Source organism: Streptomyces sp. NPDC053432, assembly GCF_055585365.1.
The window spans coordinates 326,294-352,476 of the sequence record NZ_JBVJKF010000002.1 but is presented as its reverse complement, the minus strand read 5'-3'; the positions used below and the strand labels follow the sequence as shown (position 1 = coordinate 352,476).

24 protein-coding genes are annotated in these 26,183 nt (G+C 75.2%); 13 read left to right on the top strand and 11 right to left on the bottom strand.

Features of this window, described 5'->3' with window-relative positions:
- Nucleotides 1-14 precede the first annotated feature (14 nt).
- The 3 genes from ACZ6Y1_RS04710 (at nt 15) to ACZ6Y1_RS04700 (ending at nt 3,478) form a co-directional block, all read left to right on the top strand.
- Nucleotides 15-350: a MazG-like family protein gene (locus ACZ6Y1_RS04710; protein ID WP_469622828.1), complete on the top strand. Its 336-nt coding sequence runs from the start codon at nt 15-17 to the stop codon at nt 348-350.
- Between the two features lie 128 nt (nt 351-478).
- On the top strand, nt 479-3,211 hold the full coding sequence (locus ACZ6Y1_RS04705; RefSeq protein ID WP_469622824.1) for a LamG-like jellyroll fold domain-containing protein: 2,733 nt from the start codon (nt 479-481) through the stop codon (nt 3,209-3,211).
- A gap of 21 nt (nt 3,212-3,232) precedes the next feature.
- On the top strand, nt 3,233-3,478 hold the full coding sequence (locus tag ACZ6Y1_RS04700; RefSeq protein WP_469622820.1) for a hypothetical protein: 246 nt from the start codon (nt 3,233-3,235) through the stop codon (nt 3,476-3,478).
- On the opposite strand, the gene ACZ6Y1_RS04695 is transcribed toward ACZ6Y1_RS04700, so the two are convergent.
- Both ACZ6Y1_RS04695 and ACZ6Y1_RS04690 read right to left on the bottom strand, forming a co-directional pair.
- Nucleotides 3,468-3,956, bottom strand: a complete 489-nt coding sequence (locus ACZ6Y1_RS04695) for a GNAT family N-acetyltransferase (protein ID WP_469623686.1) — start codon at nt 3,954-3,956, stop codon at nt 3,468-3,470. The two genes, ACZ6Y1_RS04700 and ACZ6Y1_RS04695, sit on opposite strands and share 11 nt — an antisense overlap.
- A gap of 447 nt (nt 3,957-4,403) precedes the next feature.
- Entirely contained in the window at nt 4,404-4,856 is a 453-nt protein-coding gene (locus ACZ6Y1_RS04690) for a hypothetical protein (RefSeq protein ID WP_469622817.1), read from the bottom strand.
- Between the two features lie 93 nt (nt 4,857-4,949).
- Between ACZ6Y1_RS04690 and ACZ6Y1_RS04685 the strand changes: the two genes are divergently transcribed.
- Nucleotides 4,950-5,258 carry a hypothetical protein gene (locus tag ACZ6Y1_RS04685; RefSeq protein WP_469622815.1) on the top strand — a complete coding sequence of 103 codons (309 nt, stop codon included), beginning with the start codon at nt 4,950-4,952 and terminating at the stop codon, nt 5,256-5,258.
- Here the strand turns inward: ACZ6Y1_RS04685 and ACZ6Y1_RS04680 are convergent.
- Complete coding sequence (locus tag ACZ6Y1_RS04680) at nt 5,230-6,051, bottom strand: MerR family transcriptional regulator (RefSeq protein ID WP_469622812.1); 822 nt, start codon at nt 6,049-6,051, stop codon at nt 5,230-5,232. The two genes, ACZ6Y1_RS04685 and ACZ6Y1_RS04680, sit on opposite strands and share 29 nt — an antisense overlap.
- A 56-nt stretch (nt 6,052-6,107) precedes the next feature.
- Nucleotides 6,108-6,497, bottom strand: coding sequence for a hypothetical protein (locus tag ACZ6Y1_RS04675; protein ID WP_469622808.1), 390 nt, complete (start codon nt 6,495-6,497; stop codon nt 6,108-6,110).
- A gap of 201 nt (nt 6,498-6,698) precedes the next feature.
- Here ACZ6Y1_RS04675 and ACZ6Y1_RS04670 point away from each other — a divergent pair, with 201 nt between their 5' ends.
- Together ACZ6Y1_RS04670 and ACZ6Y1_RS04665 are read left to right on the top strand one after the other, a co-directional pair.
- Nucleotides 6,699-7,988 carry an MFS transporter gene (locus ACZ6Y1_RS04670; protein ID WP_469622805.1) on the top strand — a complete coding sequence of 430 codons (1,290 nt, stop codon included), beginning with the start codon at nt 6,699-6,701 and terminating at the stop codon, nt 7,986-7,988.
- Nucleotides 7,989-8,297: 309 nt separating this feature from the next.
- The gene (locus tag ACZ6Y1_RS04665) at nt 8,298-9,137 is read left to right on the top strand and encodes a peptidoglycan-binding domain-containing protein (RefSeq protein WP_469622802.1); all 840 of its coding nucleotides are present in this window, start codon (nt 8,298-8,300) and stop codon (nt 9,135-9,137) included.
- A 93-nt stretch (nt 9,138-9,230) separates the two neighbouring features.
- Here ACZ6Y1_RS04665 and ACZ6Y1_RS04660 read toward each other — a convergent pair whose 3' ends face one another.
- Complete coding sequence (locus tag ACZ6Y1_RS04660; protein WP_469622799.1) at nt 9,231-9,914, bottom strand: alpha/beta fold hydrolase; 684 nt, start codon at nt 9,912-9,914, stop codon at nt 9,231-9,233.
- Nucleotides 9,915-10,112: 198 nt separating this feature from the next.
- Complete coding sequence (locus ACZ6Y1_RS04655; protein ID WP_469622796.1) at nt 10,113-10,856, bottom strand: SDR family oxidoreductase; 744 nt, start codon at nt 10,854-10,856, stop codon at nt 10,113-10,115.
- Nucleotides 10,857-11,009: 153 nt separating this feature from the next.
- Between ACZ6Y1_RS04655 and ACZ6Y1_RS04650 the strand changes: the two genes are divergently transcribed.
- Both ACZ6Y1_RS04650 and ACZ6Y1_RS04645 read left to right on the top strand, forming a co-directional pair.
- Nucleotides 11,010-12,086, top strand: a complete 1,077-nt coding sequence (locus tag ACZ6Y1_RS04650; RefSeq protein WP_469622793.1) for an RNA ligase (ATP) — start codon at nt 11,010-11,012, stop codon at nt 12,084-12,086.
- A 115-nt stretch (nt 12,087-12,201) separates the two neighbouring features.
- Nucleotides 12,202-13,119 (top strand): NADP-dependent oxidoreductase, encoded by a 918-nt coding sequence (locus ACZ6Y1_RS04645; protein WP_469623683.1) that lies wholly within the window; start codon nt 12,202-12,204, stop codon nt 13,117-13,119.
- A gap of 895 nt (nt 13,120-14,014) precedes the next feature.
- Here ACZ6Y1_RS04645 and ACZ6Y1_RS04640 read toward each other — a convergent pair.
- From ACZ6Y1_RS04640 to ACZ6Y1_RS04630, 3 genes are all read right to left on the bottom strand, one after another.
- Nucleotides 14,015-16,813 carry a poly(A) polymerase gene (locus tag ACZ6Y1_RS04640; RefSeq protein ID WP_469622790.1) on the bottom strand — a complete coding sequence of 933 codons (2,799 nt, stop codon included), beginning with the start codon at nt 16,811-16,813 and terminating at the stop codon, nt 14,015-14,017.
- Nucleotides 16,813-18,552 carry an RNA ligase family protein gene (locus tag ACZ6Y1_RS04635; protein ID WP_469622787.1) on the bottom strand — a complete coding sequence of 580 codons (1,740 nt, stop codon included), beginning with the start codon at nt 18,550-18,552 and terminating at the stop codon, nt 16,813-16,815. The genes ACZ6Y1_RS04640 and ACZ6Y1_RS04635 overlap by 1 nt, the downstream gene beginning before the upstream one ends.
- A gap of 72 nt (nt 18,553-18,624) precedes the next feature.
- Entirely contained in the window at nt 18,625-19,284 is a 660-nt protein-coding gene (locus ACZ6Y1_RS04630) for a TIGR03086 family metal-binding protein (RefSeq protein ID WP_469622784.1), read from the bottom strand.
- 126 nt (nt 19,285-19,410) lie between these two features.
- Here ACZ6Y1_RS04630 and ACZ6Y1_RS04625 point away from each other — a divergent pair, with 126 nt between their 5' ends.
- Nucleotides 19,411-20,370, top strand: a complete 960-nt coding sequence (locus ACZ6Y1_RS04625) for a helix-turn-helix transcriptional regulator (RefSeq protein WP_469622781.1) — start codon at nt 19,411-19,413, stop codon at nt 20,368-20,370.
- A 161-nt stretch (nt 20,371-20,531) separates the two neighbouring features.
- On the opposite strand, the gene ACZ6Y1_RS04620 is transcribed toward ACZ6Y1_RS04625, so the two are convergent.
- Nucleotides 20,532-20,951: a hypothetical protein gene (locus ACZ6Y1_RS04620; protein ID WP_469622778.1), complete on the bottom strand. Its 420-nt coding sequence runs from the start codon at nt 20,949-20,951 to the stop codon at nt 20,532-20,534.
- Nucleotides 20,952-21,248: 297 nt separating this feature from the next.
- On the opposite strand from ACZ6Y1_RS04620, the gene ACZ6Y1_RS04615 reads away from it, so the two are divergent.
- From ACZ6Y1_RS04615 to ACZ6Y1_RS04600, 4 genes are all read left to right on the top strand, one after another.
- Complete coding sequence (locus ACZ6Y1_RS04615; protein WP_469622775.1) at nt 21,249-22,295, top strand: NUDIX domain-containing protein; 1,047 nt, start codon at nt 21,249-21,251, stop codon at nt 22,293-22,295.
- A 60-nt stretch (nt 22,296-22,355) separates the two neighbouring features.
- Entirely contained in the window at nt 22,356-22,856 is a 501-nt protein-coding gene (locus ACZ6Y1_RS04610) for an SRPBCC domain-containing protein (RefSeq protein ID WP_469622772.1), read from the top strand.
- A gap of 163 nt (nt 22,857-23,019) precedes the next feature.
- Nucleotides 23,020-23,544: a hypothetical protein gene (locus tag ACZ6Y1_RS04605; protein WP_469622769.1), complete on the top strand. Its 525-nt coding sequence runs from the start codon at nt 23,020-23,022 to the stop codon at nt 23,542-23,544.
- Between the two features lie 98 nt (nt 23,545-23,642).
- A complete protein-coding gene (locus ACZ6Y1_RS04600) occupies nt 23,643-24,581 on the top strand; it encodes a class I SAM-dependent methyltransferase (RefSeq protein WP_469622766.1) in 939 nt (312 codons plus the stop codon).
- Between the two features lie 66 nt (nt 24,582-24,647).
- Here the strand turns inward: ACZ6Y1_RS04600 and ACZ6Y1_RS04595 are convergent, their stop codons facing one another.
- A complete protein-coding gene (locus ACZ6Y1_RS04595; protein WP_469622763.1) occupies nt 24,648-26,135 on the bottom strand; it encodes a DEAD/DEAH box helicase in 1,488 nt (495 codons plus the stop codon).
- Between the last annotated feature and the right edge of the window lie 48 nt (nt 26,136-26,183).

Sequence of the window (26,183 nt, the reverse complement as noted above, 5' to 3'; positions counted from 1 at the left end):
TGTAGGGTCTGGCCGTGACGACCCCATGGGACACCATCAGCGCGCTCGCCGACCGCTTCGACGCCTCGGACGCCCGGAAGGGGATCAGGCCCGAGGAGAGCCACGTCCTCCAAGTACTCAAGATCGGCGAGGAGTTCGGCGAGGCCGCCCAGGCGGTGATCGGCGCCAAGGGCACCAACCCCCGCAAGGGGCACTCGCACAGCTGGGAGGACGTCCACGACGAGGTGTGCGACGTCATCATCACGGGCATGGTCGCCCTCGCCCGGATGCGTCCCGACGCGGCGGCGTACTTCGAGGGTCAGCTCGAACTGAAGGCGGGCAAGTTCCTCCCGGCGGCCGGGGCGGAGTGAGGGCAGCGGTCCGCTTCCCGTGCCGATGACGCGAATTGGCAACCGATCCTTCATTTGGAGTGAACGGAAGACCGAATCCCCCTAGGGTGCGCCCGTACGGTCACACCGCACCGAGAACTGGGGGGTTCATGCGCAGATCCAGAGGGCTCGCGGCCGCCGTCGCCCTGTCCCTGGCGGGAACCGGCGCCGGGTTCGGCCTCGGCCTCGTCCCGCAGGCCGCGGCCGTCACCCCGCCCGTCGCCTTCACCGCCGACCCGCTGTCCACGTGGCAGCCCAACGGCGTGGTCTGGGCCCTCGCCGAGGCGGCGGGCCAGGTCTTCGTCGGCGGCACCTTCTCCGCCGTGCGCCCGCCCGCGGGCGGCGCCGGAAGCGAGCAGCCGGCCGTGAACTTCGCCGCGCTCGACGCCGCCACCGGCGCGCCGACCTCCTGCACCCTCTCCTTCACCGTCGCCTCCGGCACCGCCACCGTCCGGGCGCTGGCCCTCTCCCCGGACAAGAAGACCCTGTACGCGGGCGGCTACTTCGGCGCCGTCAACGGCACCGCCGTCTCCAGCCTGGCCGCCGTGGACGTGGCGAGCTGCACGGTGAAGACGGACTTCCGCCCCGCCTTCGCGGCCACCGTCCGGGCCCTCGCCGTCACCGGCGACACCGTCTACGCGGGCGGCGACTTCCTCAGTGTCGCCGGCCAGTCCCGCCAGCGCTTCGCCGCCGTCGGCGCGGCCGACGGGGCCCTCAAGCCCTTCACCGCCGACGCCGACGAGCCCGGGCGCGCGGTCGAGGTCACCCCGGACGGCAAGAGCGTCCTGCTCGGCGGAGACTTCTTCACGGTCAACGGTACGAACACCCACGCGCTGGCCGTCGTGGACGCGACGAGCGGCGCTCTCACCAGGTCCTACCCCGGCTTCATCGAGACCAACTCGGTGGTCAAGGACATCGCGACGGACGCGACCGGCTTCTACACCGCCAACGAGGGCACGGGCGGCGGTGTCTTCGACGGCCGCATCGCCCTGAACCTCGCCGACTTCAACCAGCGCTGGCGCGACACCTGCCTGGGCGCGACCCAGGCCGTACTGCCGTACCAGAGCGTGCTCTACAGCGCCTCCCACGCCCACGACTGCTCCAGCGTCGGCGAGTTCCCCGACGGCCAGCGCCACCACCTGCTCGCCCAGCCCACCACCGGCACCGGCAAGCTGGGCTGGGCCCCCGACACCAACGACGGTATCGGCGAGGGCATCGGGCCGCGCGTGATGACCGTCGGCTCCAAGGGCGGCGTCCAGTACCTGTGGGTCGGCGGGGAGTTCACCACCGTCAACGGCGCGGCGCAGCAGAGCCTGACGCGCTTCGCCTCCACCGGGGACACCGGGGCGCCGAGCGTGCCCGTCGCGAGCGCGGTCAGCTTCAAGCCCGGCGAGGTGCAGGTCCGCTGGCGCACCAGCCTCGACCTCGACGACAGCGCGCTGACGTACAAGGTCTACCGCAACGGCGCGGCCACGCCCGTCGCGACGGTCGGCGCCGACTCGCTGTTCTTCAGGCGTCCGCAGGCCTCGTGGACCGACACGACCGTGACGGCCGGCCAGTCCTACACCTACCGGGTGACGGCCACCGACGCGGCGGGCAACACCAGCGCCCTGTCGGCCACGGCGAGCGTCACCGTCCCGACGAAGACAGACGCCTACCCGAACCAGGTCAGGGCCGACGGGGCCCGGCAGTACTGGCGCTACGACGAGTCCGCGCTGCCCTTCGTCGCCGACTCCTCAGCCCTGGGCAACAGGAGCGGGGTGCACCTGAACGCCCCCGCCCTGCGGCAGAGCCCCGGCGCGGTCTCCGGCGCGAGCACGGCGATCGGCTTCAACGGCACCGACACCCAGGTGTACGGGGACGAACGGCAGACCGTGGGGAACACCTACACCATCGAGACCTGGTTCAGGACGAACACCACCCGGGGCGGCAAGCTCGTCGGCTTCGGGAACAACCAGGCCCGCGGCAGCAATCAGTACGACAAGCACATCTACATGACCAATGACGGCCGGCTCGTCTTCGGCGTCTACACCGGCGCCACCCGCACCGTCACCACCCCTGGCGCCTACAACGACAACGCCTGGCACCACGTCGTCGCCACCCAGGGCCCCGGCGGCATGACCCTCTACGTGGACGGCGCCCAGAAGGGCACCCTGGCCGTCACCACGAACGAGAACTTCGCCGGCTACTGGCACGCGGGCGGAGACAGCCTCGGCGGCTGGCCCGACCGCCCCATCAGCGAGTACTGGGCGGGGCAGCTCGACGAGACGGCCGTCTACCCGACCGCCCTGAGCGCGGCGCAGGTGCAGAACCACTACGCCCTCGCCACCGCCCCGGCCGACCAGGTGGTCCAGGTGACCGCCGGCGAGGACACCTACGCCAACGCCGGCGCCCCCGACACCAACTACGGGACCTCCAGCTCGCTCGCCGTGCGCGGCAGCTCCTTCTACGCGAGCTACCTGCGGTTCAACCTGCCCGCCGCGCCCGCCGGCACCGTGCTCAAGTCGGCCGTCCTGAGCGTCAAGACCAGCACCATGAGCGGCGCCGGTACGACGGACACCGTCTCGGTGGTGCCCGTCACCGGGGCGTGGACCGAGGCCGGGACGACGTTCAACAACCGCCCCGGCCTCGGCGCTCCGGCGCTCGGCGGCTTCGCCGGGATCCCGGACGGCTCGGCGGTGCACACCGCCGCGCTGACCACGGCGGGCATCTCCGCGGCGCTAGGGGGCAGTTACGACCTGGGGCTCACCAGCACCGGCACGGACGCCCTGTGGCTGTGGTCCTCGGAGGCGCAGGCGGGTGAGGGGACGCCCCAGCTGACACTGACCTTCGGCACACCGTGACCAGGTGAGCGGGACCGGCGCATGCACATCGTGATCGAGCTGCGCGAGACCCGGGACACTGATCTGGACGTCTTCTGGGAGCAGTTGACGGACCCCGGCCCGCGGTACGCGGCCGGGCCGGCCGGAGCGTACTCCTACGGCCGCGAGCCCTTCGACACGCACTGGGCCGGCGTCCGCCACGACCCCGCCGTCACCGGGCGCACCCGGGAGTTCGCCCCCTCGCGCGGAGGGGAGGTGGACGTACTCCTGCTCGCGCTCAACCGGTAGGCCCCCCGGGGCCGCCGCCGGACTCCCAGCGGACCTCGCCGTCCTGCCGGTGCGGGGTGGGCCGCAGCCCGCACGCGGCGGCCACCGCGGCGGAGGCGGCGTGGTCCGGGTGCACGTGCGCGACGAGGAGGCCGACGGGCAGCCCCCGCAGCCAGTCGGCGAGTGCCCGTGCGGCCTCCGCCGCCAGCCCGCGGCCCTGCCAGGGCGTACCCACGACCCAGGCGAGCTCGGCGAGGCCCCGCTCCGGTTCGACGGTGGCCTGGACGGTACCGACGAGCTGCCGCCCGGCGCGCAGCCGCAGGACCCAGTTGCACCAGACGACCCCGGGATCGGGTGACCCGGCGGCGAGCCGCTCGTAGCGCGCACGCAGCGCATCGGCCGCGAGCGGCGCACCGCCGGTGAAGGAGTGCAGCGCGGGATCGGCCAGCACGCCGGCCATCTCCTCGGCGTGTGAGGGCCGCAGGGGTACGAGGTCCATCCGCCCGGTGGCCAGTCCGACCGGCCGCACGCCGCCCGGAGCCCCGGCCCCCCGCTCCTTGGCGCCGGCCCCCGGACGCGGGACCCCGTCCACGGACAGGCAGATCCCGAACACCCGCTCATGCCCCGCCCAGCCGTTGACGCGGCCCCGGTTGTTGCTGATCCGCACGCGACGGCGGGGGCCGTCCACGGCCGACACCAGGTGCAGGTACACCGTGCCCGAGACGCGGACCAGGACGATGTCGCCGACCTCGACGAGCGCCGGGTCGACGGGCGCGACCCGGACCTTCTGCCGGCTGCGGACGAGCGGCGTCATCGAGTCGCCGGTCGGCCTGAATTCCACGGTCTCGCCCCGGCCGAGCCGGTCAGCCATGACGTCGAGCATGCCCATCCGGCGAGTCTGCCCGCGCGGGAGGGCCGTGGCCAGTGGGTTTTGCGGGCCGGGCCGTCAGCGCGGCGGTTCCACCTCCAGGAACCGGCGGCGGCGCGGGCCCCGGTACATCAGGCACACCCACCCCGCCCGCTCCAGCGCCGCCGCGCAGTCCCCCAGCCGCTCCTGTTCCTCCTCGGCCGCGCCGGATCCCGGTGCGCCGAGCCAGGTCACCTGCGCGCGCCCGGGCTCCGCCACGGCGGCCACCCGGTAGCCCGTGCGCGTGCGCCGGCCCTCCCCGTCCAGCGCCGAGGGAGGCATGCCCGCGGCCTCCAGGGCCAGGGCCACCGCGCGCGGGGCCTGGCGCACCTCCCACGGCGCGGGCACCGAGGCGCCCGCCGGGCCGCCGCCCACCAGGCGGCGGATCTGCAGCAGCCCCTCGTAGGCCGTGCGCACCTCCGCCTCCCGACCCGCCGCGGCGAACGCCGGCCCGTCACCGGTCGCGGGCTCGAAGCCCTGCCCTTCCGACATCCGCCGCCCCCTCGCCGATCTGAGTACGTCGTGCCCAACGGCCTGAGTATCCGCCCCGATTCCCCGCCGCGCCGCCGCTGGTCGAATGGGGCCATGACCTCCGAGACCTCCCGCGCCACGACGACCACCGCACTCCGGCCGACCCGGCAGCACGTGACCACCGCCGGGACGGCCCTGGCCGTGGCCCTGGCGCCGCTCGTGGTCGGGGTCCTCGTCGCCAAGGGACTGGGCGCCGACCCGATGACCCCGGTCAACGCCCTCATCTCCGGCGGCGGCCACCGCGCCGGGCTGCCGCGCGCCGAGTGGCGGCGGCGCGGCCACGTCACCCTGTGCCGCCTGCGCACCGTCCGCCGCACCGCGCGCCCGGGCCGCCTCAGGCGAGCGGCTCCTGCAACTCGGTGACCCACTGGTCCCGGTCCTCCGGGCAGGCCAGCGTCAGCTCCCGCGCGTACCCCGCCGACCGGTGGCCGTGCGCGTCGATCCACCGGGCCAGCGCCTGCGCCGTGGGCAGCACCCCGTCCATCGAACCCCGGTGCACCACCGTCGCGGCCCGCTCGACCCCGGGCAGCGTGACGATCCGCACCCCACCCCCCAATTGCCCGGCGCCCACCGACGCCGCCACCGGCAGCGCGGCGTGCACGCGGATCGCCCCGTCCGGAGCGTCCTCGTAGTAGGCGATGCCGGGTCCGGCCGGAGCCACCCCCGCCCGTTCCACGGCGCGACACAGCTCCTCGAACAGCGGCCCGACGACCGGGCCGATGTCCTGCGGCTCGTAACTCCTCGCGATCCCGGTCAGCTCGGCGAGCCGTACGGGCGGGAGGCTCTTCACGACGATGTCGTCGGCAGGCATGGTTCCCTCGTTCTCGATGGTCCGGAGCCTCGCCTCGACCTGGACCAGCCGGGCCGCCGCGGCGGCCGCGGCGGACTCCAGCTCCGCCCGCCTCAGCCGCAGCATGCCGCGCAGCTCCTGCGCGTCGACCCGCTCGTCGAGGATCGACCCCACCTGGTCGAGGCTGAAGCCGAGTTCCTTGAGCGCGATGACGCGGTTGAGGCGGGCGAGCTGCCCGGCCTCGTAGAAGCGGTAACCGGTGAAGGGGTCGACGCGGGCCGGGCGGAGCAGTCCGAGGGCGTCGTAATGACGCAACATGCGGACCGACACCCGGCCGTGCTTGGCGAAATCTCCGATGCTGAACATGACGTTCTCCAGTGCAGGCCCTGACACAGGGGGAGGGTCAAGCCTCACATCCCCGGTCAGCGCCCGTACTGGCGCAGGCACAGGTCGACGATGGACGCCGGTACGGACCCCTCCGCGGCCGTGCACAGCTCGTCCATGCGCGGCGGGTGCGGGGGCGGCACGGGTTTGCGGCGGGGGCGGGCGGTCGCGGGACCCGGCGTACGCGCCCTCCGCGGCTGCACCGCCGCCTTCCCGGAACGGGCGGGAGAGGGCTCCGGGTCGGGTTCCGGCACGGGGGAGCCCGGCAGCCGGCCCAGGGGGAGGGAGAGCGGCACGTCGGGCGCGTTCACGGGCGGTACCGGACCGTGCGAGGGCGACGGAACCGAGGCCCCGGGGCCCACGGAGACACAGCCGGCGCTCGCGAGGAGCGCGACGAGGGACAGGGGGAAGGCCCGGCGTAACTGCATTCGACCACTGTGCCGTACCCTGCGGCGGACCCGGTCCTCCACCTCACGCGTCCGAGTGAAGCAGGACGCCCGCAGAGCGTGGGAACGAGTGGGGCGACCGGGCGCTCGGAACGGCAGTGCGGGTGACGGGGGAGGCGCGACCCCCGGCACCCCGTGCTGCCGAGACCTGCCCGCCGAACGCCCCGTACGGAGTACCGACCGATGACCGCAGCCGCCGCGCCCGGTGACCCCGCGCCCTCACCCGACCCGGAAACCCCGCCCGGCCCTGGGCCGGCTGCCGGGTCCGGACCCGTCCCTGCTCCCGCTCCCGCTGCCTGGAAGGGCTGGGCGGCGGTGTGCGCCGTCGCCCTCGGGATCTTCTGCCTGATCACCTCCGAGCTGCTGCCCGTCGGCCTGCTGACCCCCGTCGCCGCCGACCTCGGCGTCTCCGACGGCACCGCGGGGCTGATGGTCACCGTGCCCGGGCTGGTCGCCGGGCTCTGCGCCCCGCTCGTCACCGTCGGCGCTGGCCGGCTCGACCGGCGGCACGTCCTCTGCGTGCTCATCGCCCTGATGACCGCCGCCAACCTCGCCGCCGCCCTCGCCCCGGACTTCGGCGTCCTGCTCGGCGCCCGGCTGCTCGTCGGCGTCAGCGTCGGTGGCTTCTGGGCGATAGCCGGCGGGCTCGCCGCCCGCCTCGTTCCCGAGCGGCACGTCGGCCGGGCGACCGCGCTCGTGTTCAGCGGCGTCCCCACCGCCTCCGTACTCGGTGTCCCCGCCGGCACCCTGCTCGGCGAACTCGGCAGCTGGCGCACCGCCTTCGCGGCGGTCGGCTGCCTCGGTCTGGTCACGCTCACCGCACTGCTGCTCTTCCTGCCGCGGCTGCCGCAGACCCAGCGCATCGCCTTCCGCGAACTGCCCGCCCTGCTGCGCCGGAACCGTGCGGTACGGGCCGGTGTGATCGTCACCTTCCTCGTGGTGACGGGGCAGTTCGCCGCCTACACGTTCGTCCGGCCGATCCTCCAGGACGTCTCCGGCATCAGCGCCGACCGGGTCAGCACGCTCCTGCTCGGCTACGGCCTCGCCGGCGTCGCCGGCAACTTCCTGGCCGGGGCGCGCGACGCGTACCGGAACCTGCTCCTGATCAGTTCCTTCCTCAGCCTGATCCTCGCGCTCATCGCGGTCCTTCCGGGAGCGGTCGCCGGAACCACCCTGCTGCTCGCCTGGGGGCTCGTGTACGGCGGGGTCTCGGTGAGCGTGCAGAAGTGGATGATCAAGGCGGCTCCGACCGCCGCGGAGGCCGCGTCCTCGCTGATGGTGGCCATGTTCAACCTGGCGATCGCGGCCGGCGCCCTGTTCGGAGGTCTCGCGGTCGACGGCCTCTCCGCGCCCGCGGCCCCGCTCGGCGGAGCGGCCCTGATGCTGCTGGCCGCCGTGACGGTGTGGGCCACGGCGATCCGCCGCCGACCCGACAGAGGGGACGTCCCAGGGCGGAACGGACACCCGGCTTGACCGGGCCCGTCCCGGGGGGAAAGAGTGCGCCGATCAAGAACCGCCACGGAAGAGCCGCACAACGATCGCAGAACGACCGCGGTCGTACCGCAGACGTACCGCTTGAGCCGTACTTCGGAGACCCGCAGATGTCCAGACCCGCGTCCGTCCGCCCGTCGCTCGCCCCAGCCGTCCTCGGCACGCCCGGAACGGCCCCGGCCGCCGGCGAGGCCCTCCCGGCCCTGACCGCCCGGCGGCGCAGGGCCTGACCGGCCGGATGGGGCCCGGCACCGCATCGCGCGCCGGCCCCCGTCCTCGCCGGGAGCGAACATGTCCCACGACACCGATGAGTACGGCGCCTCGCCCGACGAAGGCCCCTTCGTATACCCGTACGTGCCCCAGTCGACGGTATGGCCGTCCGGTCCGACGACGCCCGTGTGGGCGCGGACGGAACCCGCATCCCACCCGGACCGCAGCCAGGACCGGGATCTGGACCTGGACCTGGACCTGACGAAGGGCCTGGACCGGAACCGGAGCCAGGCCCCGGGCCCGTACGCGGCGACGCCCGTGCCCGGGCCGGACCGGGAAACCGAGGCCGGAGGTCCCCCCGCAGCGTTCCCGCCCCGCGGCGGGCGCCGCCGGGAGCGCCGCGGCGCGGACCCGCTCATGATCGCGGTCTTCACCCTGCTCGGACTCGGCGCGGCCGGTGGCCTGGTGCTCATGCTGACCGGGCCCGGCGACCCGGAGCCACCGCGGGCCCAGGCACCGACGGGCCTGACCGTGCCCGGCCTCCCGGGCCGCATGGCGTCCGGAGGCGAGCCGGCCGGCTCACCCGAGCCGTCCGGGCCGACCCGTAGCCCGAGCCCCTCGCCGTCGGCGCCCCAGTCCTCCGGCCCGCCCACCAGCCAGGCCTCGAAGCCGACGTCCTCCTCGAACCCGGCGGCCTCGAAGGCGGGCTGGCCCACCGCGACGCTGCGCATGGGGGACAAGGGGCCGGAGGTGAGGACCCTCCAGGAACTGCTGTACGGGCAGGGATTCACGTACGTCTCCGTCACGGGCGTCTACGACGGCCAGACGAAGCGCGGTGTCAGCCAGCTCCAGCGCGACCGGGACATCAAGGGCGACCCCCAGGGCATATACGGCCCCGCCACCCAGGCGGCCCTCGACTAGACCGTCCGGCCGGGCGGGGCAGGCCAGCCGGGGCAGCGCAGGGCAGGGCAGCGCAGCGCAGGGCAGGGCAGCGCAGCGCAGTGCAGGCCAGGGCTACAGCGATCCGGCCGCCTTCCTGATGAGGCTGAGCACGGCCTCGGGCTGCGACAGCATCGGGACGTGTGCGGAGGAGACCTCCGCGACGGTGGCTCCCATGCGCTGGGCCCCGAACCGCTGAAGCTCCGGGCTCACGGCGTGGTCCTGCGTGGTGACGAGGAACCAGCTGGGCTTGGACCGCCAGGCCGGCGTGTCGACCGTGGCCCCCAGGACCTCCGCGCGCGGTGCGCCCTGGGTGGCCCACACCAGCTGCTGCTCCTCCTGCGGGAGGTCACCGCAGAAGTCGGAGATGCCGTCGCGCGCGATCCAGATGCGCCCCTCCTCGTTGTCGAGGTGGGAGAAGAGCGGCGGCGGGTCGAACCTTCCGATCAGTTCCTGCGGGCTCTCCCCGGCGTCCGGGGCCAGGGCGGCGATGTAGACGAGCCCGGCGACGCGGTCGTCCGTGCCGGCGGCGGTGATGACGTAGCCGCCCCAGGAGTGGCCGACGAGAAGAGCGGGACTGCTGACCCGTCCCAGTGCGTGGCGGACGGCGTCCACGTCCCCTTCCAGGGAATCGAGGCTGTTCTGCGCCGACACCACCTCGTGGCCCTCGCGCTGGAGGGTGGGGATCAGCTTGCTGTAGCAGGATCCGTCGGCCCACAGTCCGTGGGCGAAGACGATGCTCGGCTTGCTCGGCGACATCGGGGTGTTCCTCCAGCTGGTAGCGCGGCCCGCGGGTCCGTGTCCGCAAGGGCCACTCGGCCATCCAGAGTCCACACCGGTGCCCGGCGGCCCGCATCCCGGCAGGCCCACCCGGGTGCCGCCCCCGCGCCGCCGGCGCCGGCGCGGGCGCGGGTCCCGCGGTGCCCGTCGCCGGGCCGGTACCGCCCCAGACGCGGTTCAGCGGCCGCCGGAGACCCGCAGGACCGTCCCCGTCGTGTACGAGGCATCGGGGCCCAGCAGCCATGCGATCGCGCCGGCGACCTCCTCCGGCTGCCCGGGCCGGCCGAGCGGGATGCCCGCAGCCGCGCGGGCGGGGCGCTCCGGGTCGCCCATCGCCGCGTGCATGTCGGTCTCGATGATGCCGGGGGCCACGGCGTTGACCCGGATCCCGTCGGGGCCCAGCTCCTTGGAGAGACCGACGGTCAGCGCGTCGGCGGCGGCCTTCGTCGCCGCGTAGTGGACGTAGTCACCGGGGCTGCCCAGGGTGGCGGCGGCCGAGGACACGTTCACGATGGCCCCGCCGCCCGACCCGGCCATGTCCCGGGCGGCCCGGCGGCAGCACAGCAGGTACCCGAGGAGGTTCACCTCGACCACCCGCCGCAGGTCCTCGGTCCTGGCGTCCGCCAGCCGGCCCAGCGGGCCCGTCACCCCGGCATTGTTGACCAGGCCGGTCACCGCGCCCAGTTCGGCGCCGGCGATGTCGAAGAGCCGCTCGACGTCCCGCTCCTCCGCGGTGTCGGCGCGTACGGTCACACACCGCGCCCCCGCGGACCGTACGCGCTCGGCGACGGCCTCGGCGGCCGACGCGTCCCGGACGTACCCCAGCGCGAGGTCGTGCCCGCCGGCCGCCAGGCGCAGGCAGGCCGCCGCGCCGATGCCCCTGCTGCCGCCGGTGACGACGGTGACCGCACGACGTGACATGGGACCTCCCGGGTGCCCTGGTGGGCACAGGTACGTGGTGCCGGTCCGTGGGGGACGGCGCGGCAGGTTAACACCCGGATTTCCGCTGGACCAGCGGAAATCGGGGCGCGGAGAGTGGGGGCCGATCAGGAAGTACCGTACGAGGAGCTGCCCATGTCGACCCTGCGGGTCACCGCCGAAGAGCTGACCGTCCACGAGCACCCGAACGCCGACGCGCTCGAACTGGCCCAGGTGGGCCTCTACCGCGCCGTGATCGCCAAGGGCGCCTACCGTACGGGCGAGTTCGCCGTCTACATCCCCGAACAGGCCGTGCTGCCCGCGGACCTGATCGAGGAGCTGGGCCTGACCGGCCGGCTCGCCGGCGGCTCCGCCGACCGGGTCAAGGCGGTCCGGCTGCGGGGCGAGCTCTCGCAGGGCCTCGTCTGCAGGCCGCGCGCGCTCGACGGCGTCGATCTGGTGAAGGCGGCCGAGGAGGGCACGGACTTCGCGGAGCTGCTCGGCATCACCAAATGGGCCCCGCCGATACCCACCAGCATGAGCGGGGACGTCGAATCCGCCCCCGACCTGCTGCCCTGGGTGGACATCGAGAACCTCCAGCGCTACCCGCAGATCTTCGAGGAGGGCGAGCCGGTCGTCCTCACCGAGAAACTGCACGGCACCGCCTGCCTGTTCACGTACGTCGTGGAGGGCGGCCGCAGCCTCGTCACCTCCAAGGGGTTCGGAGCGAAGGGGCTGGCCCTGAAGGAGGACGAGCGCAACCTCTACTGGCGGGCCGTACGCGGCCACGACGTACCGGCCGTCGCCGCGGGCCTCGCCGCCCGGCTCGGCGCGACCCGGATCGGTGTCTTCGGCGAGGTGTACGGGGCGGGCGTCCAGGACCTCGCGTACGGGACGGACGTGCGCACCGCCGACGCGCCGCCCGGCCTCGCCGTGTTCGACGTATCGGCCGAGATCGACGGCCAGGTCCGCTGGCTGGACCCGGCGGAGCTGCTCGCCGGCGGCGAGCTGCCGCTGGTGCCGAGGCTGTACGAGGGCCCGTACGCGCTCGACACGGTCCTGGAGTGGGCCAGCGGCCGCGAGACCGTGTCCGGCAAGGCCCTGCACCTGCGCGAGGGAGTCGTCATCCGGCCCGCGACGGAGCGGTACAGCACGGTCGTGGGCGGCCGGGCCATCGCCAAGGCGGTCAGCCCGGCCTACCTGACGCGCAAGGGCGGCACCGAGTACGAGTGAGCCCGCGGGGTCGCCTGCCGCCCTCCGGACGCAGTACGTGGTGGGATGGGTCCCGGGGGCGGGTCCCACCACTGCGTCGCGGAGAGGTCGGTATCGGTTCATGTCCCAGGACACCATGCGGGCGATGGCGTACGAGACGTACGGCGGGACGGAGGTGCTCACCGAGACGCGGCTGCCTGTGCCGAAGGTCGGACCTGGAGAAGTCCTCGTCCGGGTGAAGGCGGCCGGCGTCAACCCCGTCGACTGGAAGATCATGGCGGGCGGGCTCGACGGCCTCATGGACGTCGTCTTCCCCGTCGTCCCCGGGTGGGACGTGGCCGGCACCGTGGAGCGGGTGGGCATCGACGCCCCCGAGTACGTGGAGGGCGACGAGGTGTTCGCCTACGCCCGTAAGGACTACGTGCACGGCGGGACCTTCGCCGAGTTCGTGTCCGTGCCGGTGCGGGCCCTGGCGCGCAAGCCCGCCGCGCTCGACTGGACCGAGGCCGCGGCCGTGCCGCTCGCGGGGCTCACCGCGTACCAGGTGCTCACGCGGCTCGGGACGGGCGCGGCCGACACCGTGCTCATCCACGGCGCGGCCGGCGGGGTCGGCTCCTTCGGGGTGCAGATCGCCCGCTCGCTGGGCGCGCGGGTCATCGGCACGGCCTCCGCGCGCAACCACGACCGGGTCCGGGAGCTGGGGGCGGAGCCCGTCGAATACGGCGACGGGCTGGCCGCGCGGGTCCGGGCCCTCGTACCCGACGGGCCGACGGTCGTCGCCGACTTCGTCGGCGGGGTCCTCGGAGTGACCCGTGATGTCCTGCACTACGACGGCCGCCACGCCTCCATCGCGGACCCCACCGTGACGGGGGCCGGCGGCGAATGGATGTGGGTCCGGCCGGTCGGAGCCGACCTGGCGGAGCTGGGGCGGCTCGCCGACAGCGGGCGGCTGACGGTGCCGGTCGCGCGGACGTTTCCGCTGGGGGAGCTGGCGGAGGCCTTCGAACTGAGCCGGGGTGGACATACGGCGGGCAAGCTCGTCATCCTCCCCTGACCGCCGAGCCCCCACGGCCGCCCGTCGACCCCCCGCTGCCGGGGGTTCCGCCCCCGAGCGCGGGTCCGGCCGGGGCCCGATCCAGCCCCGCCGGCGTTCGGGCGCGGGTCCGGCCGGACCGGATTCAGCCTCGCCGGCGTTTGAGGCGCGGGGTCTGGGGCGGTGCCCCCCCACCCAGCCCCGTCGGCGTTTGAGGCGCGGGGTCTGGGGCGGTGCCCCCCCACCCAGCCCCGTCGGCGTTTGAGGCGCGGGGTCTGGGGCGGTGCCCCCCCCACCCAGCCTCCCCGGCGTTTGAGGCGCGGGGTTTGGGGCGGAGCCCCCCACCCAGCCCCGCCGGCGTTTGAGGCGCGGGGTTTGGGGCGGAGCCCCGGGGCGGGTCCGGGCGGAGCCCGGGGAACGGTGGAAGGGCGGGTAGGGGACCTGCTCCGCGCAGCGGCACCCCGGTTCGGCCGCGCCTAACGGCCGCCGGGGCCGGGCGCGCGCCGGGGCACCTCCTCGGGCGTCGAACCTGCAGAGGCACCGGCAACCAAGCGTAGTTGCGTTCGACGCCCTGCGGGGGCACCCCGGCACACACCCGGCCCCGTCGGCGTGGGGTGGCAGCGGGGCGGACCCTGTTGGGGCCGACGTTCGACGTACTGCGGGGGCACCCCAGTACACACCCGGCCCATCGGCGTGGGGGTGGCAGCGGGGCTGACCCTGTCGGGGCCGGCGTTCGATGTACTGCGGGGGTACCCCGTCGCACGCCCGGCCCCGGCGGCGCGGGGGTGGCAGCGGGGCTGACCCCGTCGGGGCCCGCGTTCGACGTACTGGAGGGGCACCCCGCCGCGCACCCGACCTCGGCGGCCGTTAGGCGCGGCCCGCGTTCGACGCTCTGCGGGGGCACCCCGCCGTGGGGTCAGGGGAGGTCCGGGACCTCGCCGTTCGGGGTGTGGGTGACCTCCACCCCCGGCAGGCCGCGCAACCACGCAGTGGACACCGCGGCGAGCCCACCCGCATCCGGCGGCGCCGCCCCCAGCCCGATCGCGTAGCGGGCGACGTCGGGGGTCGCTTCGAAGGGACGGGGCCACGCGTGCGCCTCGCGCACCCCGGCCTCCTCCAGCGCACCGAGCAGCGCCCGCAGCCTGCCCCGCATCCGGCCCAGGGTGTCATCGAGCGAGGCCACGTCCGGACGTACCGTCACCACCGCCCACGCGGCATGCCGCCGATGCATCGGGGGTGCGGCGGTGAGCGGGGCCGTGGGGTCGGCGGAGAGCTGCTCCCACGCCTCGTACAGCTCCCGCACCAGCAGCTCCCGCATGCCCTCGCCCACCTGGGCCGTACAACTGCGCACGGGATACGAGGGAGTGAGGATCGTCAGCGGGGCGGGCGGCGGTGCGGGGGCGGCGGGGGCCAGCGCGACCGGGGCGCGCCAGTCCCAGGCGGCCCAGGTGCCGAAGAAGTCCAGGAGTAGGCCCTCGGGGGAGCGGTCGCCGGCCTCGCGGACGGTACGCGCCGCCAGCACCGACCAGGCCAGCCCCGGCAGCCCGCCGAACGGGGCCGAGTCCAGGCCCCGGGCCTGGGCCCAGGCCTTCACCCGCCGGGCGAGGGCGGCGAACGCCTCGTGTTCCGCGCCCACGTGCCGACGTAGCGCCTCTGCGTCGCTCACCGCGCTCAGGGCCAGGGCCGCGGCCTCGCCCAGCCCGGACCGTCGGGACACCGCGTGCGCCGGGTCCCCCGTCCCGGCGGCGACGGCCACCAGGTCCACGTCGAGCGTGCCGACGCGGAACCGCAGCCCCGGCACCCGAGCTCCCGTCACCTCCCGCAGCCGCGTGGCGTCCGGGAACGCCGCGGCCACCCGGCCGCGCAGGCCGGCCGTGTCGGGCAGCGCCGCCACCAGGTCCAGGTCCGCCGCGGGCAGCTCGCATCCCATGCGCCGGGAACCGGCCACGTACAGCTCCGCCTCCGGCAGGGCGGCGCGCAGCCGCTCGGTCACCGGGCCGGCGGGGGCCGCCGGGGCGGGTACGGGCGCCGGCTCCGGGATCCAGCGGACTTCGCCGGTGCCCAGTGCGACGGTGGCCCGCACCCGCATCGGACCGTCTCCGCGCCGTGAGAGCACGGCCAGCTCACCGACCCGCGCGGACAGCGCGGGGCCGAGCCGGGCGCTGAACTCCGCGGCCGCCCGCCGGGGATCGCTGCTGCGGCCGAGCGTCAGGTGCGGGGTGTAGCCCTCCGTGCGGCCCCGGCACGAGGGGAAGCGTTCGGCGAGGGCGCGGCGCAGCTCCTGCCAGGGGGCGTCACCGGCCGCGGCCGGGTCCAGCCAGAGGGTGGCGTCCTCGCGGTGTCCGAACTCGTACACGCCCCGCAGTTCGGTGGTGAAGGGGGCGGTGCCCGCCGCGACGTCCGAGAGGAGGGGCAGGGCCTGCGCGAAGGTGGACTCCGGGACGAAGCCGAACAGCAGGTTCACGTGGGCGGGCCAGCGGCCGGCCTGCGGATCGTGTGCGCGGCGCAGGTCGGCCACCGCGTCCGGGAGGTCCGGCGGCAGCCAGGCCACCGCCGTGCGTGCCGTCGCCGCTGCGTCGAGCCGTACGGGCGCGGCGCCGAAGCCGAGCGTCGCCTCCACCGCGTAGTGGTCGGAGGGGAACAGGCCTTCGGCGCCGGGGGAGTCGCCGCGCAGCGCCGCCCGCGTGACACGGGCGCCGGCCGCGCGCAGCAGGATGCGGTCCAGCCGGGCGGCCCGGCCCGTCAGGGAGCCGACGGCGGCCAGCGGATTGGCCGTCGGGTCGAAGGTCGGCGTGGCGTCGGCCGGCCCGTGCACGTCGTTCCAGGCGTCCCGCATGCCGAGCGCGGCCGCGGGCCCCTCGGCGCCGGAGCGGCCGTCGTTGAAGTCGCCGAGCAGTGCCACGCCGGCCTCGATGGCGCCGAGGCCCTCGGCGAGCCGGGCCAGTTCGGCCTCCCGCCGGACGTCGCCCCGCTCGGTGTGATCGCTGGTCAGGTGGGTGGCGGCGACGACGAGCGGGCCGCCCGCGGTGTCCACCGTCACGGCCGTGACGGCCTTGTGCGGGCCGAGCACGTGCAGCCCCGCCTCCCGTACCGGCAGCCGGCTCAGCACCAGCAGCCCGCATTCGGCGACGTCCCGGCCACTCGGATCCGTGCCGACGGTGTACCCGGCACGCACCCATTGCGCCTCCAGCAGCATGCAGAGCAGTGCGGGCTCGACCTCCTGGAGCGCGATGACGTCGGCATCGGCGGCCGCAAGTTCGGCCAGCAGCAGGGGCCTGCGCCGGGCGGTGGCGATGCGCGGGGCGTCGTACCGGTCCCAGAGCGTGTTCCAGGTGAGCAGCCGTACGTCGGCGGGGGCGCCGTCGGTGGTGGCGCCGCCGGCCTCGGCCGGGCGCCAGGCGCCGCCGCCCACCGGGTCCCAGGCGTGCGGGGTGCGCGCGGTGAAGAACGGCGCGCGCAGCAGGCGCGGCGCGCGGACCCGGCCCGCGTCGGTCACGTCGATCCGGTCGACGCCGGAGGCCCTGTCCCACACCAGCTCGCCGTCCGCCTCGACGAACAGCACCCGGTGCCAGGGGATGTCCCCGCCGGGCACGAAGGAGGGCAGTGGGACCCGCTTGGGTGCGGCACCCCGCTGGAGCAGGCCCAGCACGAAGCGCGCCGGGTCGAACCGGGGGTCCCAGCGGACCTGGTGGTAGAGCTGCTCGCTGGTGCGCATCAGAAGTCCCCGCCCTCTCCGCGCGGTCCGGCCAGCCCGCCCGCTTCGTCGGCGACGCCGCCGTCCGCGCCGATGTACCACGTACGGTGCGCCTGACCGGGAACGGGCGGGCTGAACCGGTGCAGCTGCGAGGTCAGGACAGCGGGCGGCACCGGATGCGGGCGCACCGCGTTGCGGCGGCGCAGCTCCTCCTCGTCGACGAGCAGCACCGCGTGGGTGACCAGGGCGTCCCGGCGGCGGGCGACGGACCCGGCCAGGCCCCGCTGCCGGCCGGTGAGCGAGGTGGCGTCCCACACCACCGTGCCGCCGCGGGCCAGCGCGGCGTCCAGCCGGTCCAGTCCCTCGCCCAGCACCTCCGCGTTGGCCCGCTGGTCCGCACGGGAGCCCCGTGCGGCCCGCAGGTCGTCGAGGCCGACGTACGCGTCCACGCCCGGCAGGGCGCGGCCGAAGGTGCTCTTCCCGCTGCCCGAGGGGCCGCAGAGCTGCACCAGCCTGGGGAACTCCCCCTCGCGCCACTGCCAGCTCGCCGCCACCGCCTCCTCGACGGCCGCGCCGCTGATCCGGCCTTCCGCGAAGGCGCGCCGCGTCTCCGCCCAGCACCGGTCGGCGGCGACCGGGTCGAGTCCGGCGAGGGACTCCCGGAGTGCGCGGCGCAGATCCTCCAGCGGGTCGGCGCCGAGCAGTCCGGCCTCCTCGGCGAACAGCGCGGACCACTCGGCGCACTCCCGTGCCTCCGGGCCGTCCGCCAGCGCCCCGGCGAGCGCGTGCAGCACCCCGAGGTCGGCCGCGGCGGCCATCCGGACCAGCCCGGCCCGCCGTTCCGCGTCGGGGAACGGACGCTGGAGGTACGGGTACAGCCCCACCAGGTCGCCCACCTGCCGCGCGAGCCGCATCCCGGCGGGCCCGGCCGCGAGCCGGGCCATGATCCGGGCCCGCGGCTCACGGCGCAGTACGGCGGCCAGCACCCCGGCCAGCCGGTCGTCCCCGGTCCGCCCCGCCCCGTCGATCCGGGCGGTCACCTCGGCGACCTCGTCCGCGTCGGAGGCCGCCGGCATGCCGACGGCCGCGCACAGCCCCGGCACGTCCGCCTCGGCGCCGGCCCGCAGCCCCCACAAGGGGGCCGTCGGGCCGAGCCCGTTGGGTACGACCTGCGCGAACATCCAGTGCGTGTCGGTCTGCACGTGCCCGCCGCGCACCCACTTGGCCACGTGGCGCCCGAAGTCCTGGCGCGCGAACCCGGCCGCCGTGCGCACGACGTACCCCTCCTGCCGCGTGGTGTCGAGCCGCAGCTTGCGCAGCGTGCGCTCGTCGAAGACACCGCGCCACAGCACGCGCGGAACGGGCACGCCCAGTCCCCGCAGGAACCGTACGGTCCGGTCCCAGTCCAGACAGCGGTCCCCGTCCCACACCGAGAACCCGTAGAACCAGCTGTCGAGGTCCTCGTACGGGATCGAGTGGCGTGCGTACAGGTTCTCCCCGCACACCCGCCAGCCGTCCGGTATCCCCGCGCCGATGCGTCCCTGGAGCCCCTTCACCCAGGCCCGCGAGGGATGGTGCGCCGAGTCGAGCGAGCGCGCGTGCAGGCCGTCCGCGTACAGGGTGGTGTTCTCCCCGTCGAGCTTCTCGGTCACCACGACCTCGCGGCCGGCCAGCCCCGCCAGTCCGGTGGCCCGGACGTCGTCCGCCGCCGCCCCGGGGGACCAGGGCAGGTGCGGCGTACGGGGATAGTGGGTGCGCATGATCCGCTCCTGCTCGACGACGGGGTGCCCCGTCACTGTAGGTATGCGGGGCGGCCCCCTCCATCGATTAACTCAGGGGCGGCGCCCCGACCAGGCCACCAGCCGGTCGATGGCGGAGGCGTCCGCCGCGACCGGAACGACCTCGCCGAAGGGGATCCGCCCGCCGCGGGTCTCGGCGGGCAGCGCCCGGCGCATCACCTCGAGCAGCCGCTCCAGCAGGCCGGTGTCCCACTGCGGGTGCTGCCCGGTCGCGGTGGCCAGGTCCCAGGTGTGCACGGTCAGCTCGCTGGTGTAGATGGTCGCCGCGACCGCGCCCGGCTTCACGCCTATCGGCAGGTGCAGGTCGCGGCCCAGGATCTCCGGATCCCCCCACACCTTCTCCGCTTCCTCGGCCGCCGGCCCCCAGGCCGCCGCCCACTCGCCGTCGGCGAGCTCGTCGGCGAAGGAGGGGACGCTGAACGGGTCCTCGCCGCGCCCGATGACCGAGATCCGCCGCAGTACGCCCACGAGGTGGCTCGACAGCCGCCGGACGTCGAAGTCGGTGCAAGGGGTGGAGGCGTCGTACTGGTCGGGCCGGACGGCGGCGAGGGTGCGCCCGGCGAGGGCGATGGCCGCCGCCAGGTCCGGCCGGGGGTCGCCGACGGGGGACTTGGCTGCCGCGGGGGACTGGGCGGGGGAGGACTGGGCCGCGGGGGAGGACTGGGCTGTTTCGAACTGCTTCGTTTCGGTCATGACCTCATCCTGGAGGGAAAAGTGGCCACCTTCTGGCCTGTTTTCCGGGCAGAATTCCCCGCATGCGAAATGCTGTGCGAAATCCTGCGCGACGTGCCGGCCGAAGCGCCGTGCGGAGCGGCTCCCGTGAAGGCTGACCGGCTGGTGGCCGCCCTGCTCTTCCTCCAGGAGCGGGGGCGGGTCACCGTCGCCGAGGTCGCGGCCGAACTCGACGTGTCGGAGCGGACGGCACGGCGCGACCTGGAGGCCCTGGCCGCCGCGGGGATCCCCGTGTACGCGCAGCGCGGCCGGGGTGGCGGCTGGTCCCTCGTCGGGGGCGCCCGTACCAACCTCACGGGCCTCACCGCCGACGAGATCAGGACCCTGTTCCTCGTCACCGGCCCGCTCGCCACCACCCCCGAACTGCGCACCACCCTGCGCAAACTGGTCCGCGCCCTGCCCGCCACGCTCCGCGGCGACGCCGAGGCCGCCTCCCGGGCCGCCGCCGTCGACGGCACCGACTGGGCCCGTACCCCCGTCACGGCCGCGACCCCGCACCGCGAGGCGCTCCAGCGCGCCGTGGTGGAGGGGCAGCGGATCCGGCTCGGGTACGAGGGCGTGGGCAAGCCGGCCCGCGAGCGCGTGGTCGATCCCCTCGGACTCGTGGCCAAGGCGGGCATCGAGTACCTCGTCGCCGGCACGGAGGACGGGCTGCGCACCTTCCGGCTCAGCCGGGTCACCTCGGCCGAGCCGACCGGCGAACCTGCCCACCGGCCGCCGGACTTCGATCTCGCCACGACTTGGCGGGAACTGGCCGGAGCGATGGAGGAGCGGCTGTACGCGGTGACCGCCCGGGCCCGCGTCGCCCCGGACGCACTGCCCCGGCTGGCGAGGATCTCCGGGGGCCGCCTGCGCGTCGGGGATCCGCTCCCCGACGGCTGGACCGAGGTGTGGATCGACGGCCCGGCACCGAGGGCGCTGGCCGCGCACGTGTCGGGGCTGGGCAGCCGGGTGGAGGTGCTGGAGCCGCCGGAGGTCCGCGAGTGGCTCGCCCGCCTGGGCGCCGAACTTCTCGCGCTGTACGGGCCGGACCAGCCGCCGGGTTAGGGGGTGTTGTGAAAGTCCTGTGCGGTGCCCGCGGTGTCCGGTGCGTGCTCTCGGCGTGCCGGTCGAAGGCCCTCGTACCGGGCGTACTCGGGGCTTCGGCCGGTGCGGCGAGAGTGCGTGCCGGGCGCCGTGGGCGCGGTGCGGGACTTTCGCAACACCCCCTAGCCGCAGAGCGCCAGGATCTCGGGGGAGACCGTGCCCCGGGCCGCGGCGCACAGTGGCGCCATGTCGTACGTCCGCCGTGGCGCGGGCCGCCCCTTCGTGGTGGCCGGCTTGCGGGTACGGGGCTTGGCCGGGGCCGGTTTCGCCGGCGCGTGCCGCTCGGGTTCCGCCCGCTGCGGGCGGGCGGCGGGCGGCGCCGGGTCCCGGGCCGGCACCGGGGGAGCGGCCGACGCCGCGGGCGCCCCGGGCAGGGTCCCCAGCGGCGGTGGGGGCGGCGCCGGTCGCGGCTGATCCGCACGGGCCGCCGCCGCCGTGGCCGGGGGCCGGGGCTCCGGTGGGGCGGCGGGGTGCACGGTGACGCACCCGGTGGCCAGGGCGAGCGCGGCAAGGGTCAGGGGCAGGGCCCGGCGCAGCAGCATCCGCCCACCCTGCCGCACGGCCGCCGCCGGGACCGAACCCGTCACCCGTACGGGTGCACCGAGCCTTGCACCGCCGGGGGAACGGCCCGGCGGACGTGGTCGGACCGGGGGTTTTCACGCCGCCAGCCCGCCCCGGCAACGTACCGGGATCCATGTAACGGGGTAATAAGGAGGCATAGGAGGTATGCGGAGAGTAAAGGGATGGGGGCCGGTGCCCGGTCCCGGGACCGCCGTAACCACCCGGCCGCGGCCGCGGTTGCACAGGCCGGCGGGCCACCCACGGTGAACGGAGTTCGGATGTCGCAGCAGACCGACGAGGCGCAGGCACAGGTACAGGTGGGGGCGCAGGGGCGGGCGCGGGCGGGGTCCGGGACCTGGATGAGCCCCGCCGCGTACGGCGCCTCGCGCGCCACCGTGTGGACCGCGGCCGTCGTCCTCGTCACCGATGCCGACGGGCGGGTCCTCGTCCAGAGCGTCGACTACCGCCCCGACCGGCTGCTGCCCGGGGGAGCCGTGGACGCCGGGGAGGCGCCCTCCGCCGCGGCGGCCAGGGAGATGCGCGAGGAGCTCGGCGTCGACGGCCGCTACCCACGCGGGCTCGCCGTGGACTGGATCCCCGCCGACACCCCCGGATTCCCGCCCGAGATGCGGTTCCCCGGCGAGGTCCTGCACGTCTACGACGGCGGCACCTGGACCCCGGAGCGGATCGACTCCGTCCGCCTCCCCGCCCAGGAGATCACCGGCATCCACTTCGCCGAGCCCGCCGACCTGCCCGGCCTGATGGACGCCGGTGACGCCCGCCGGGCCCTGTCCGCCCTGCGCGCCCGCATCAACGGTTCCGGCACCGCCCTGCTGGAGGACGGCCGCCCCACCGCGCCCACCGCCCTCGACCGGCTCGGCGTGCTCCGCACCCGCCGGACCCCGCAGCGCGGCGCCTGGCATCCGGGCCCGGTCCCCGCCCACCTGCCGGTACGCGACCGGTCCGGCTGGCTGTTCGCCCCCGACGGCCGGGTCCTGGTCCTGGTCGCCCGGGCGACCGGTGCCGTCCACCTCCCGCCCCCGACGGCCGCCCCCACCACGGGCGCCGCCCCGCTCGGCTACCGGCACGGCGACGAGGGCGCCCACGCCCGCACGGCCGCCCGGCTCACCTGCGTGCCCCCGGCCGCGGACCCGGCGTTCGCCCGGCTGCTGGCCACCCCCGAACAGGTCCGTGAACTGAGCGACTGGGGGCCGGCCGGCGCCCACGAACTCGCCGCCGCCCACGCGGCCCGCACCCGCCTCGCCCTGCCCGCCCCGGCCCGCACCCCGGCCACGGAACTCCCCGAGGAGGGCGTGCGCTGGTGATCGCTGCGCCGTGACCGGGAAATCCGGCCTCCGCGGCACGCGGTCCCGCAGCATGGGGCCATGAGCGACAGTGCGATCACCTACACCGTGTACGTCCAGGCCGATCCCGCCCGGGTCTGGCAGGCCCTCACCGAGCCGGCCTACACCCGCCGGTACTGGGGCGTGAGCTTCGTGACCGACTGGGCGGTGGGCTCGACGATGGACTGGGTCGAGCGCGGGGCGCGCACCAGCGACCCCGAGCAGGTGGTCCTCGGCTGCGTCCCGGACCGGCTGCTCTCCTACACCTGGCACACCTTCACCCCGCAGTGGGCCGCCTCGGCGGGGATCGACGAGGAGCTGCGGGCGCAACTGGCCAAGGAGCCGCGCACGAGGGTCACGTACGAGATCGAGCCGGTCGGCGACACCCTCGCCCGGCTGACCATCCTCCACGAGGGCTTCGAACCGGGTGGCACGCTGATCGGCATGTGCGGGCGGGCCTGGCCGATGCTCGCCTCCAGCCTCAAGACCCTCCTGGAAACCGGCGCCCCGCTCCCCGAACCGGAGCGGCGCCCCGGCACCTGAACCACCTCCCGGAAGAGCCGCCGCACCCGCCCCGCCCCAGGAGGGACCCTGGGGGACGGGCGGGTCCGGGCGTCGTGTGGAATGGGGGCATGGGGAGAGGGAAGAACAGGCAGCGGTCCGGCGTAGCGATACCGCGGGGCGTGGTGGCCGGCCGGGGTGTCCGATGAGCCGTCCGGACGCCGGCGGCGCCGAGCCGCCCGAGCACTGGCGGTACGGCCGGCACCTGGACGCCCTGGCCGGGGCGCGTGGTGCCGGTGCCGAGGCGGACGCCGTGGCCGTCGTGCTGCGGGACCCCGACCCCGTGATGGCCGAGAGCGCCGTCGTCACCCACCTCGACCGGCGTGCCGCACGCCTGCTGGCCGACGACGGGTTCCCCGCCTGGGCGCAGGCGATGGCCGGTGTGCTCGTCGGCCGCGCCTTCCCCGAGCGGCGGCTGCGCGAGTGGACCCTGCTCAAGGACATCACCCGGGGCGAGCCCTGGTCCGCCGCGGAGCTCGTCGGCGCCTCGGACTGGTGCCAGCGCACCGCCGCCCGACTGCTGACCTCGTACGAGGCCCTCGGCCTGCTCGCCGGCGATGCGCGCACCCGGCGCGTGCGCAACGCGGCCGCCGGCCGTCTGCGCCGGCGCACGGCCGCGCCGGGCCCCGAAGTCCCGGCGCCGGGCGGCATCGATTCCATTCTCATGTGACGAGAGTCTCGTCAGACGCCGGTCCGGCGTCTAAGGTGCGGTTAACCCGGCCGGGTGTCAGCGTTGGACGATGCCACTCCGCTGGAGGATGACTCTTCGTGTCGCACGTTTCGCATGCTCCCGTCACCACCACCGACGCCGAGCAGGCCCTGCCCGTCCCCACCGCATACGGTGAGGTCGAAGGCTGGTTCTCGGCCTACGACCAGCTGCTCTTCGACTGGTTCCTGTCCCGTCAGAACAGCGATGCCACCGCCGTGCCGGGCGACCTCCTCGAACTCGGCGTGTTCATGGGGAAGAGCGCCATCTTCGTCGGCCGCTACCTGCGGGACGGCGAGGAGTTCACCGTCTGCGACCTCTTCGACTCGCCCGCGGGGGACGAGCTGAACGTCGCGGAGAACCGCCTCTCGTACCCCACGCTCACCCGCCGCGGGTTCGAGACGAACTACCTGGCCTTCCACGAGGAACTGCCGACCGTCATCCAGGCACCGACCTCCGTCGTCGGCGCCGAGGTGCGCCCGGCGAGTTGCCGGTTCGTCCACATCGACGCCTCCCACCTCTACGAGCACGTCGTCGCGGACATCGAGTCCTCACGGCTCGTGGCGGCCCCCGGCGCGGTGGTGGTGTTCGACGACTACCGCTCCGCGCACTGCCCCGGCGTCGCGGCCGCGGTCTGGTCGGCGGTGGTCTCGGGCGGGCTGAACCCCATCTGCGTCTCCGACATGAAGATGTACGCGACCTGGGGCGACCCGGAAGCCCACCAGAAGGACCTCCTGGCCTGGCTGGAGGGCCGCACGGACCTCGGGCACGGCGTGGACGTGATCGCGGGCCGGTCCGTCGTGCAGATCTCGGACGCGGGGGCCCGGCCGCCGGTCCTCCCGCAGCCGCTGCGGCCCGCTCCCGCCCCGGTCGCCGCCCCCGTGCCGACCGCCGCCGCCCGCAGGCCGGGTGCCCGTGGCTGGCGCAAGCTCGCCAAGGACCTGCTGCCGCCGGTCGTCACCCGCGCGATCGTCGCCCGGCGCCGCCGCAGCCGCGGCTGACCCTGCCGCACAACGCGCCGGACCCCGCCGCACGGACCCCGCCGCACGGGGTCCGGCGCCTCCGGATCACAGGCCCTTGCGGACCCTCGCCGCCCGGCGGGCCTCGGCCTGCTGCCGGGCCTCCAGCGTCTTGCGGGCCTCCTTGCCCCGGCCGGGCCGTCCCGGCCGGGTGCCGATCCCGCGGAAGCCGAGCTCCGTGCCGGAGGGCCTGCCCTTGGCGTCGGTCGGCGCGGCGCCGGACAGCGGCACCCCGGAGGGCGCCTTCGCGCCGGTGATCCGGCTGAGCGCCGCCTCGCCGGACCGCACCTGGGTGATCGTCGGCCGGATCCGCGCGTCCGCCATCAGCCGGACCATGTCCCGGCGCTGGTTGGGGGTGACGAGGGTGACGACCCGGCCGGACTCGCCGGCCCGCGCCGTGCGTCCGCCGCGGTGCAGGTAGTCCTTGTGGTCCGCGGGCGGGTCCACGTTGACCACCAGGTCGAGGTCGTCGATGTGGATGCCGCGCGCCGCGACGTTCGTGGCGACCAGGACCGTGACGGCGCCCGTCTTGAACTGGGCCAGGGTCCGGGTGCGCTGGGGCTGCGACTTGCCGCTGTGCAGCCCCTCCGCCCGTACGCCCATGGCGCGCAGGTGCTTCACGAACTGGTCGACGCCGTGCTTGGTGTCGATGAACATCAGGACGCGGTCGTCGCGGGCCGCGATCTCCGTCGCCGCCGAGTACTTGTCGGCCGCGTGGATGTGCAGCACGTGGTGGTCCATGGTGGTGACCGCGCCCGCCTGCGGGTCCACGGAGTGCGCCACCGGGTCCTTGAGGTAGCCGCGGACCAGCTGGTCCACGTTGCGGTCCAGGGTCGCCGAGAACAGCATCCGCTGCCCCGCGTGGTGCACCTGGTCCAGGATCTCCGTGACCTGCGGCATGAAGCCCATGTCGCACATCTGGTCGGCCTCGTCGAGCACGGTGATCCGCACCCGCTCCAGGTGGACGTCACGCCGTCCGACCAGGTCGCTCAGGCGTCCGGGGGTGGCCACCACGACCTCCGCGCCGGTGCGCAGCGCGCTGACCTGCCGTCCGATCGACAGTCCGCCGACCACCGTGGCCATCCGCAGCTCCAGGGCCTTGGCGTACGGGTCCAGCGCCTCGGTCACCTGCTGCGCCAGTTCGCGCGTCGGGACGAGGACCAGCGCCAGAGGGCGCTTCGGCTCGGCCTGCCGGCCCGCGGTGCGGGCGAGGAGGGCCAGGCCGAAGGCGAGGGTCTTGCCGGAGCCGGTCTGCGCGCGGCCCAGGACGTCCCGGCCGGCCAGCGCGTTGGGCAGCGTCGCGGCCTGGATCGGGAACGGCTCCCTGACCTCCAGCTCGGCCATGGTCGTCATCAGCTCGGCGGGCAGGTCCAGCTCGGAGAACGAGGCCACCGGCGCCAGCCCCGGCACCTTCGGCTCGTGCATCGTGAACTCACCCTGCGGCCCGGTGCTCCGGGGGGCCTTGCCGCCGCTCTTCGCGGCGGGCCTGGCACTGCCCTTGACACCGAAACGGCCGTGAGCTGACGGGTTCCTCATGCAGGACCTTTCGAAGCAGCGGAAAGCGAGATGGTCAACCGCCCATGG

What these genes read in the sequence shown, in the direction of transcription:
- ACZ6Y1_RS04635 (WP_469622787.1), bottom strand. Translation starts at nt 18,552, where the DNA reads ATGCGCACCCACTATCCCCGTACGCCGCACCTGCCCTGGTCCCCCGGG.
- ACZ6Y1_RS04700 (WP_469622820.1), top strand. Translation starts at nt 3,233, where the DNA reads ATGCACATCGTGATCGAGCTGCGCGAGACCCGGGACACTGATCTGGAC.
- ACZ6Y1_RS04610 (WP_469622772.1), top strand. Translation starts at nt 22,356, where the DNA reads ATGAGCGACAGTGCGATCACCTACACCGTGTACGTCCAGGCCGATCCC.
- ACZ6Y1_RS04675 (WP_469622808.1), bottom strand. Translation starts at nt 6,497, where the DNA reads ATGCAGTTACGCCGGGCCTTCCCCCTGTCCCTCGTCGCGCTCCTCGCG.
- ACZ6Y1_RS04620 (WP_469622778.1), bottom strand. Translation starts at nt 20,951, where the DNA reads ATGCTGCTGCGCCGGGCCCTGCCCCTGACCCTTGCCGCGCTCGCCCTG.
- ACZ6Y1_RS04595 (WP_469622763.1), bottom strand. Translation starts at nt 26,135, where the DNA reads ATGAGGAACCCGTCAGCTCACGGCCGTTTCGGTGTCAAGGGCAGTGCC.
- ACZ6Y1_RS04680 (WP_469622812.1), bottom strand. Translation starts at nt 6,051, where the DNA reads ATGTTCAGCATCGGAGATTTCGCCAAGCACGGCCGGGTGTCGGTCCGC.
- ACZ6Y1_RS04705 (WP_469622824.1), top strand. Translation starts at nt 479, where the DNA reads ATGCGCAGATCCAGAGGGCTCGCGGCCGCCGTCGCCCTGTCCCTGGCG.
- ACZ6Y1_RS04665 (WP_469622802.1), top strand. Translation starts at nt 8,298, where the DNA reads ATGTCCCACGACACCGATGAGTACGGCGCCTCGCCCGACGAAGGCCCC.
- ACZ6Y1_RS04645 (WP_469623683.1), top strand. Translation starts at nt 12,202, where the DNA reads ATGCGGGCGATGGCGTACGAGACGTACGGCGGGACGGAGGTGCTCACC.
- ACZ6Y1_RS04640 (WP_469622790.1), bottom strand. Translation starts at nt 16,813, where the DNA reads ATGCGCACCAGCGAGCAGCTCTACCACCAGGTCCGCTGGGACCCCCGG.
- ACZ6Y1_RS04695 (WP_469623686.1), bottom strand. Translation starts at nt 3,956, where the DNA reads ATGGACCTCGTACCCCTGCGGCCCTCACACGCCGAGGAGATGGCCGGC.
- ACZ6Y1_RS04630 (WP_469622784.1), bottom strand. Translation starts at nt 19,284, where the DNA reads ATGACCGAAACGAAGCAGTTCGAAACAGCCCAGTCCTCCCCCGCGGCC.
- ACZ6Y1_RS04650 (WP_469622793.1), top strand. Translation starts at nt 11,010, where the DNA reads ATGTCGACCCTGCGGGTCACCGCCGAAGAGCTGACCGTCCACGAGCAC.
- ACZ6Y1_RS04670 (WP_469622805.1), top strand. Translation starts at nt 6,699, where the DNA reads ATGACCGCAGCCGCCGCGCCCGGTGACCCCGCGCCCTCACCCGACCCG.
- ACZ6Y1_RS04615 (WP_469622775.1), top strand. Translation starts at nt 21,249, where the DNA reads ATGTCGCAGCAGACCGACGAGGCGCAGGCACAGGTACAGGTGGGGGCG.
- ACZ6Y1_RS04605 (WP_469622769.1), top strand. Translation starts at nt 23,020, where the DNA reads ATGAGCCGTCCGGACGCCGGCGGCGCCGAGCCGCCCGAGCACTGGCGG.
- ACZ6Y1_RS04690 (WP_469622817.1), bottom strand. Translation starts at nt 4,856, where the DNA reads ATGTCGGAAGGGCAGGGCTTCGAGCCCGCGACCGGTGACGGGCCGGCG.
- ACZ6Y1_RS04685 (WP_469622815.1), top strand. Translation starts at nt 4,950, where the DNA reads ATGACCTCCGAGACCTCCCGCGCCACGACGACCACCGCACTCCGGCCG.
- ACZ6Y1_RS04660 (WP_469622799.1), bottom strand. Translation starts at nt 9,914, where the DNA reads ATGTCGCCGAGCAAGCCGAGCATCGTCTTCGCCCACGGACTGTGGGCC.
- ACZ6Y1_RS04655 (WP_469622796.1), bottom strand. Translation starts at nt 10,856, where the DNA reads ATGTCACGTCGTGCGGTCACCGTCGTCACCGGCGGCAGCAGGGGCATC.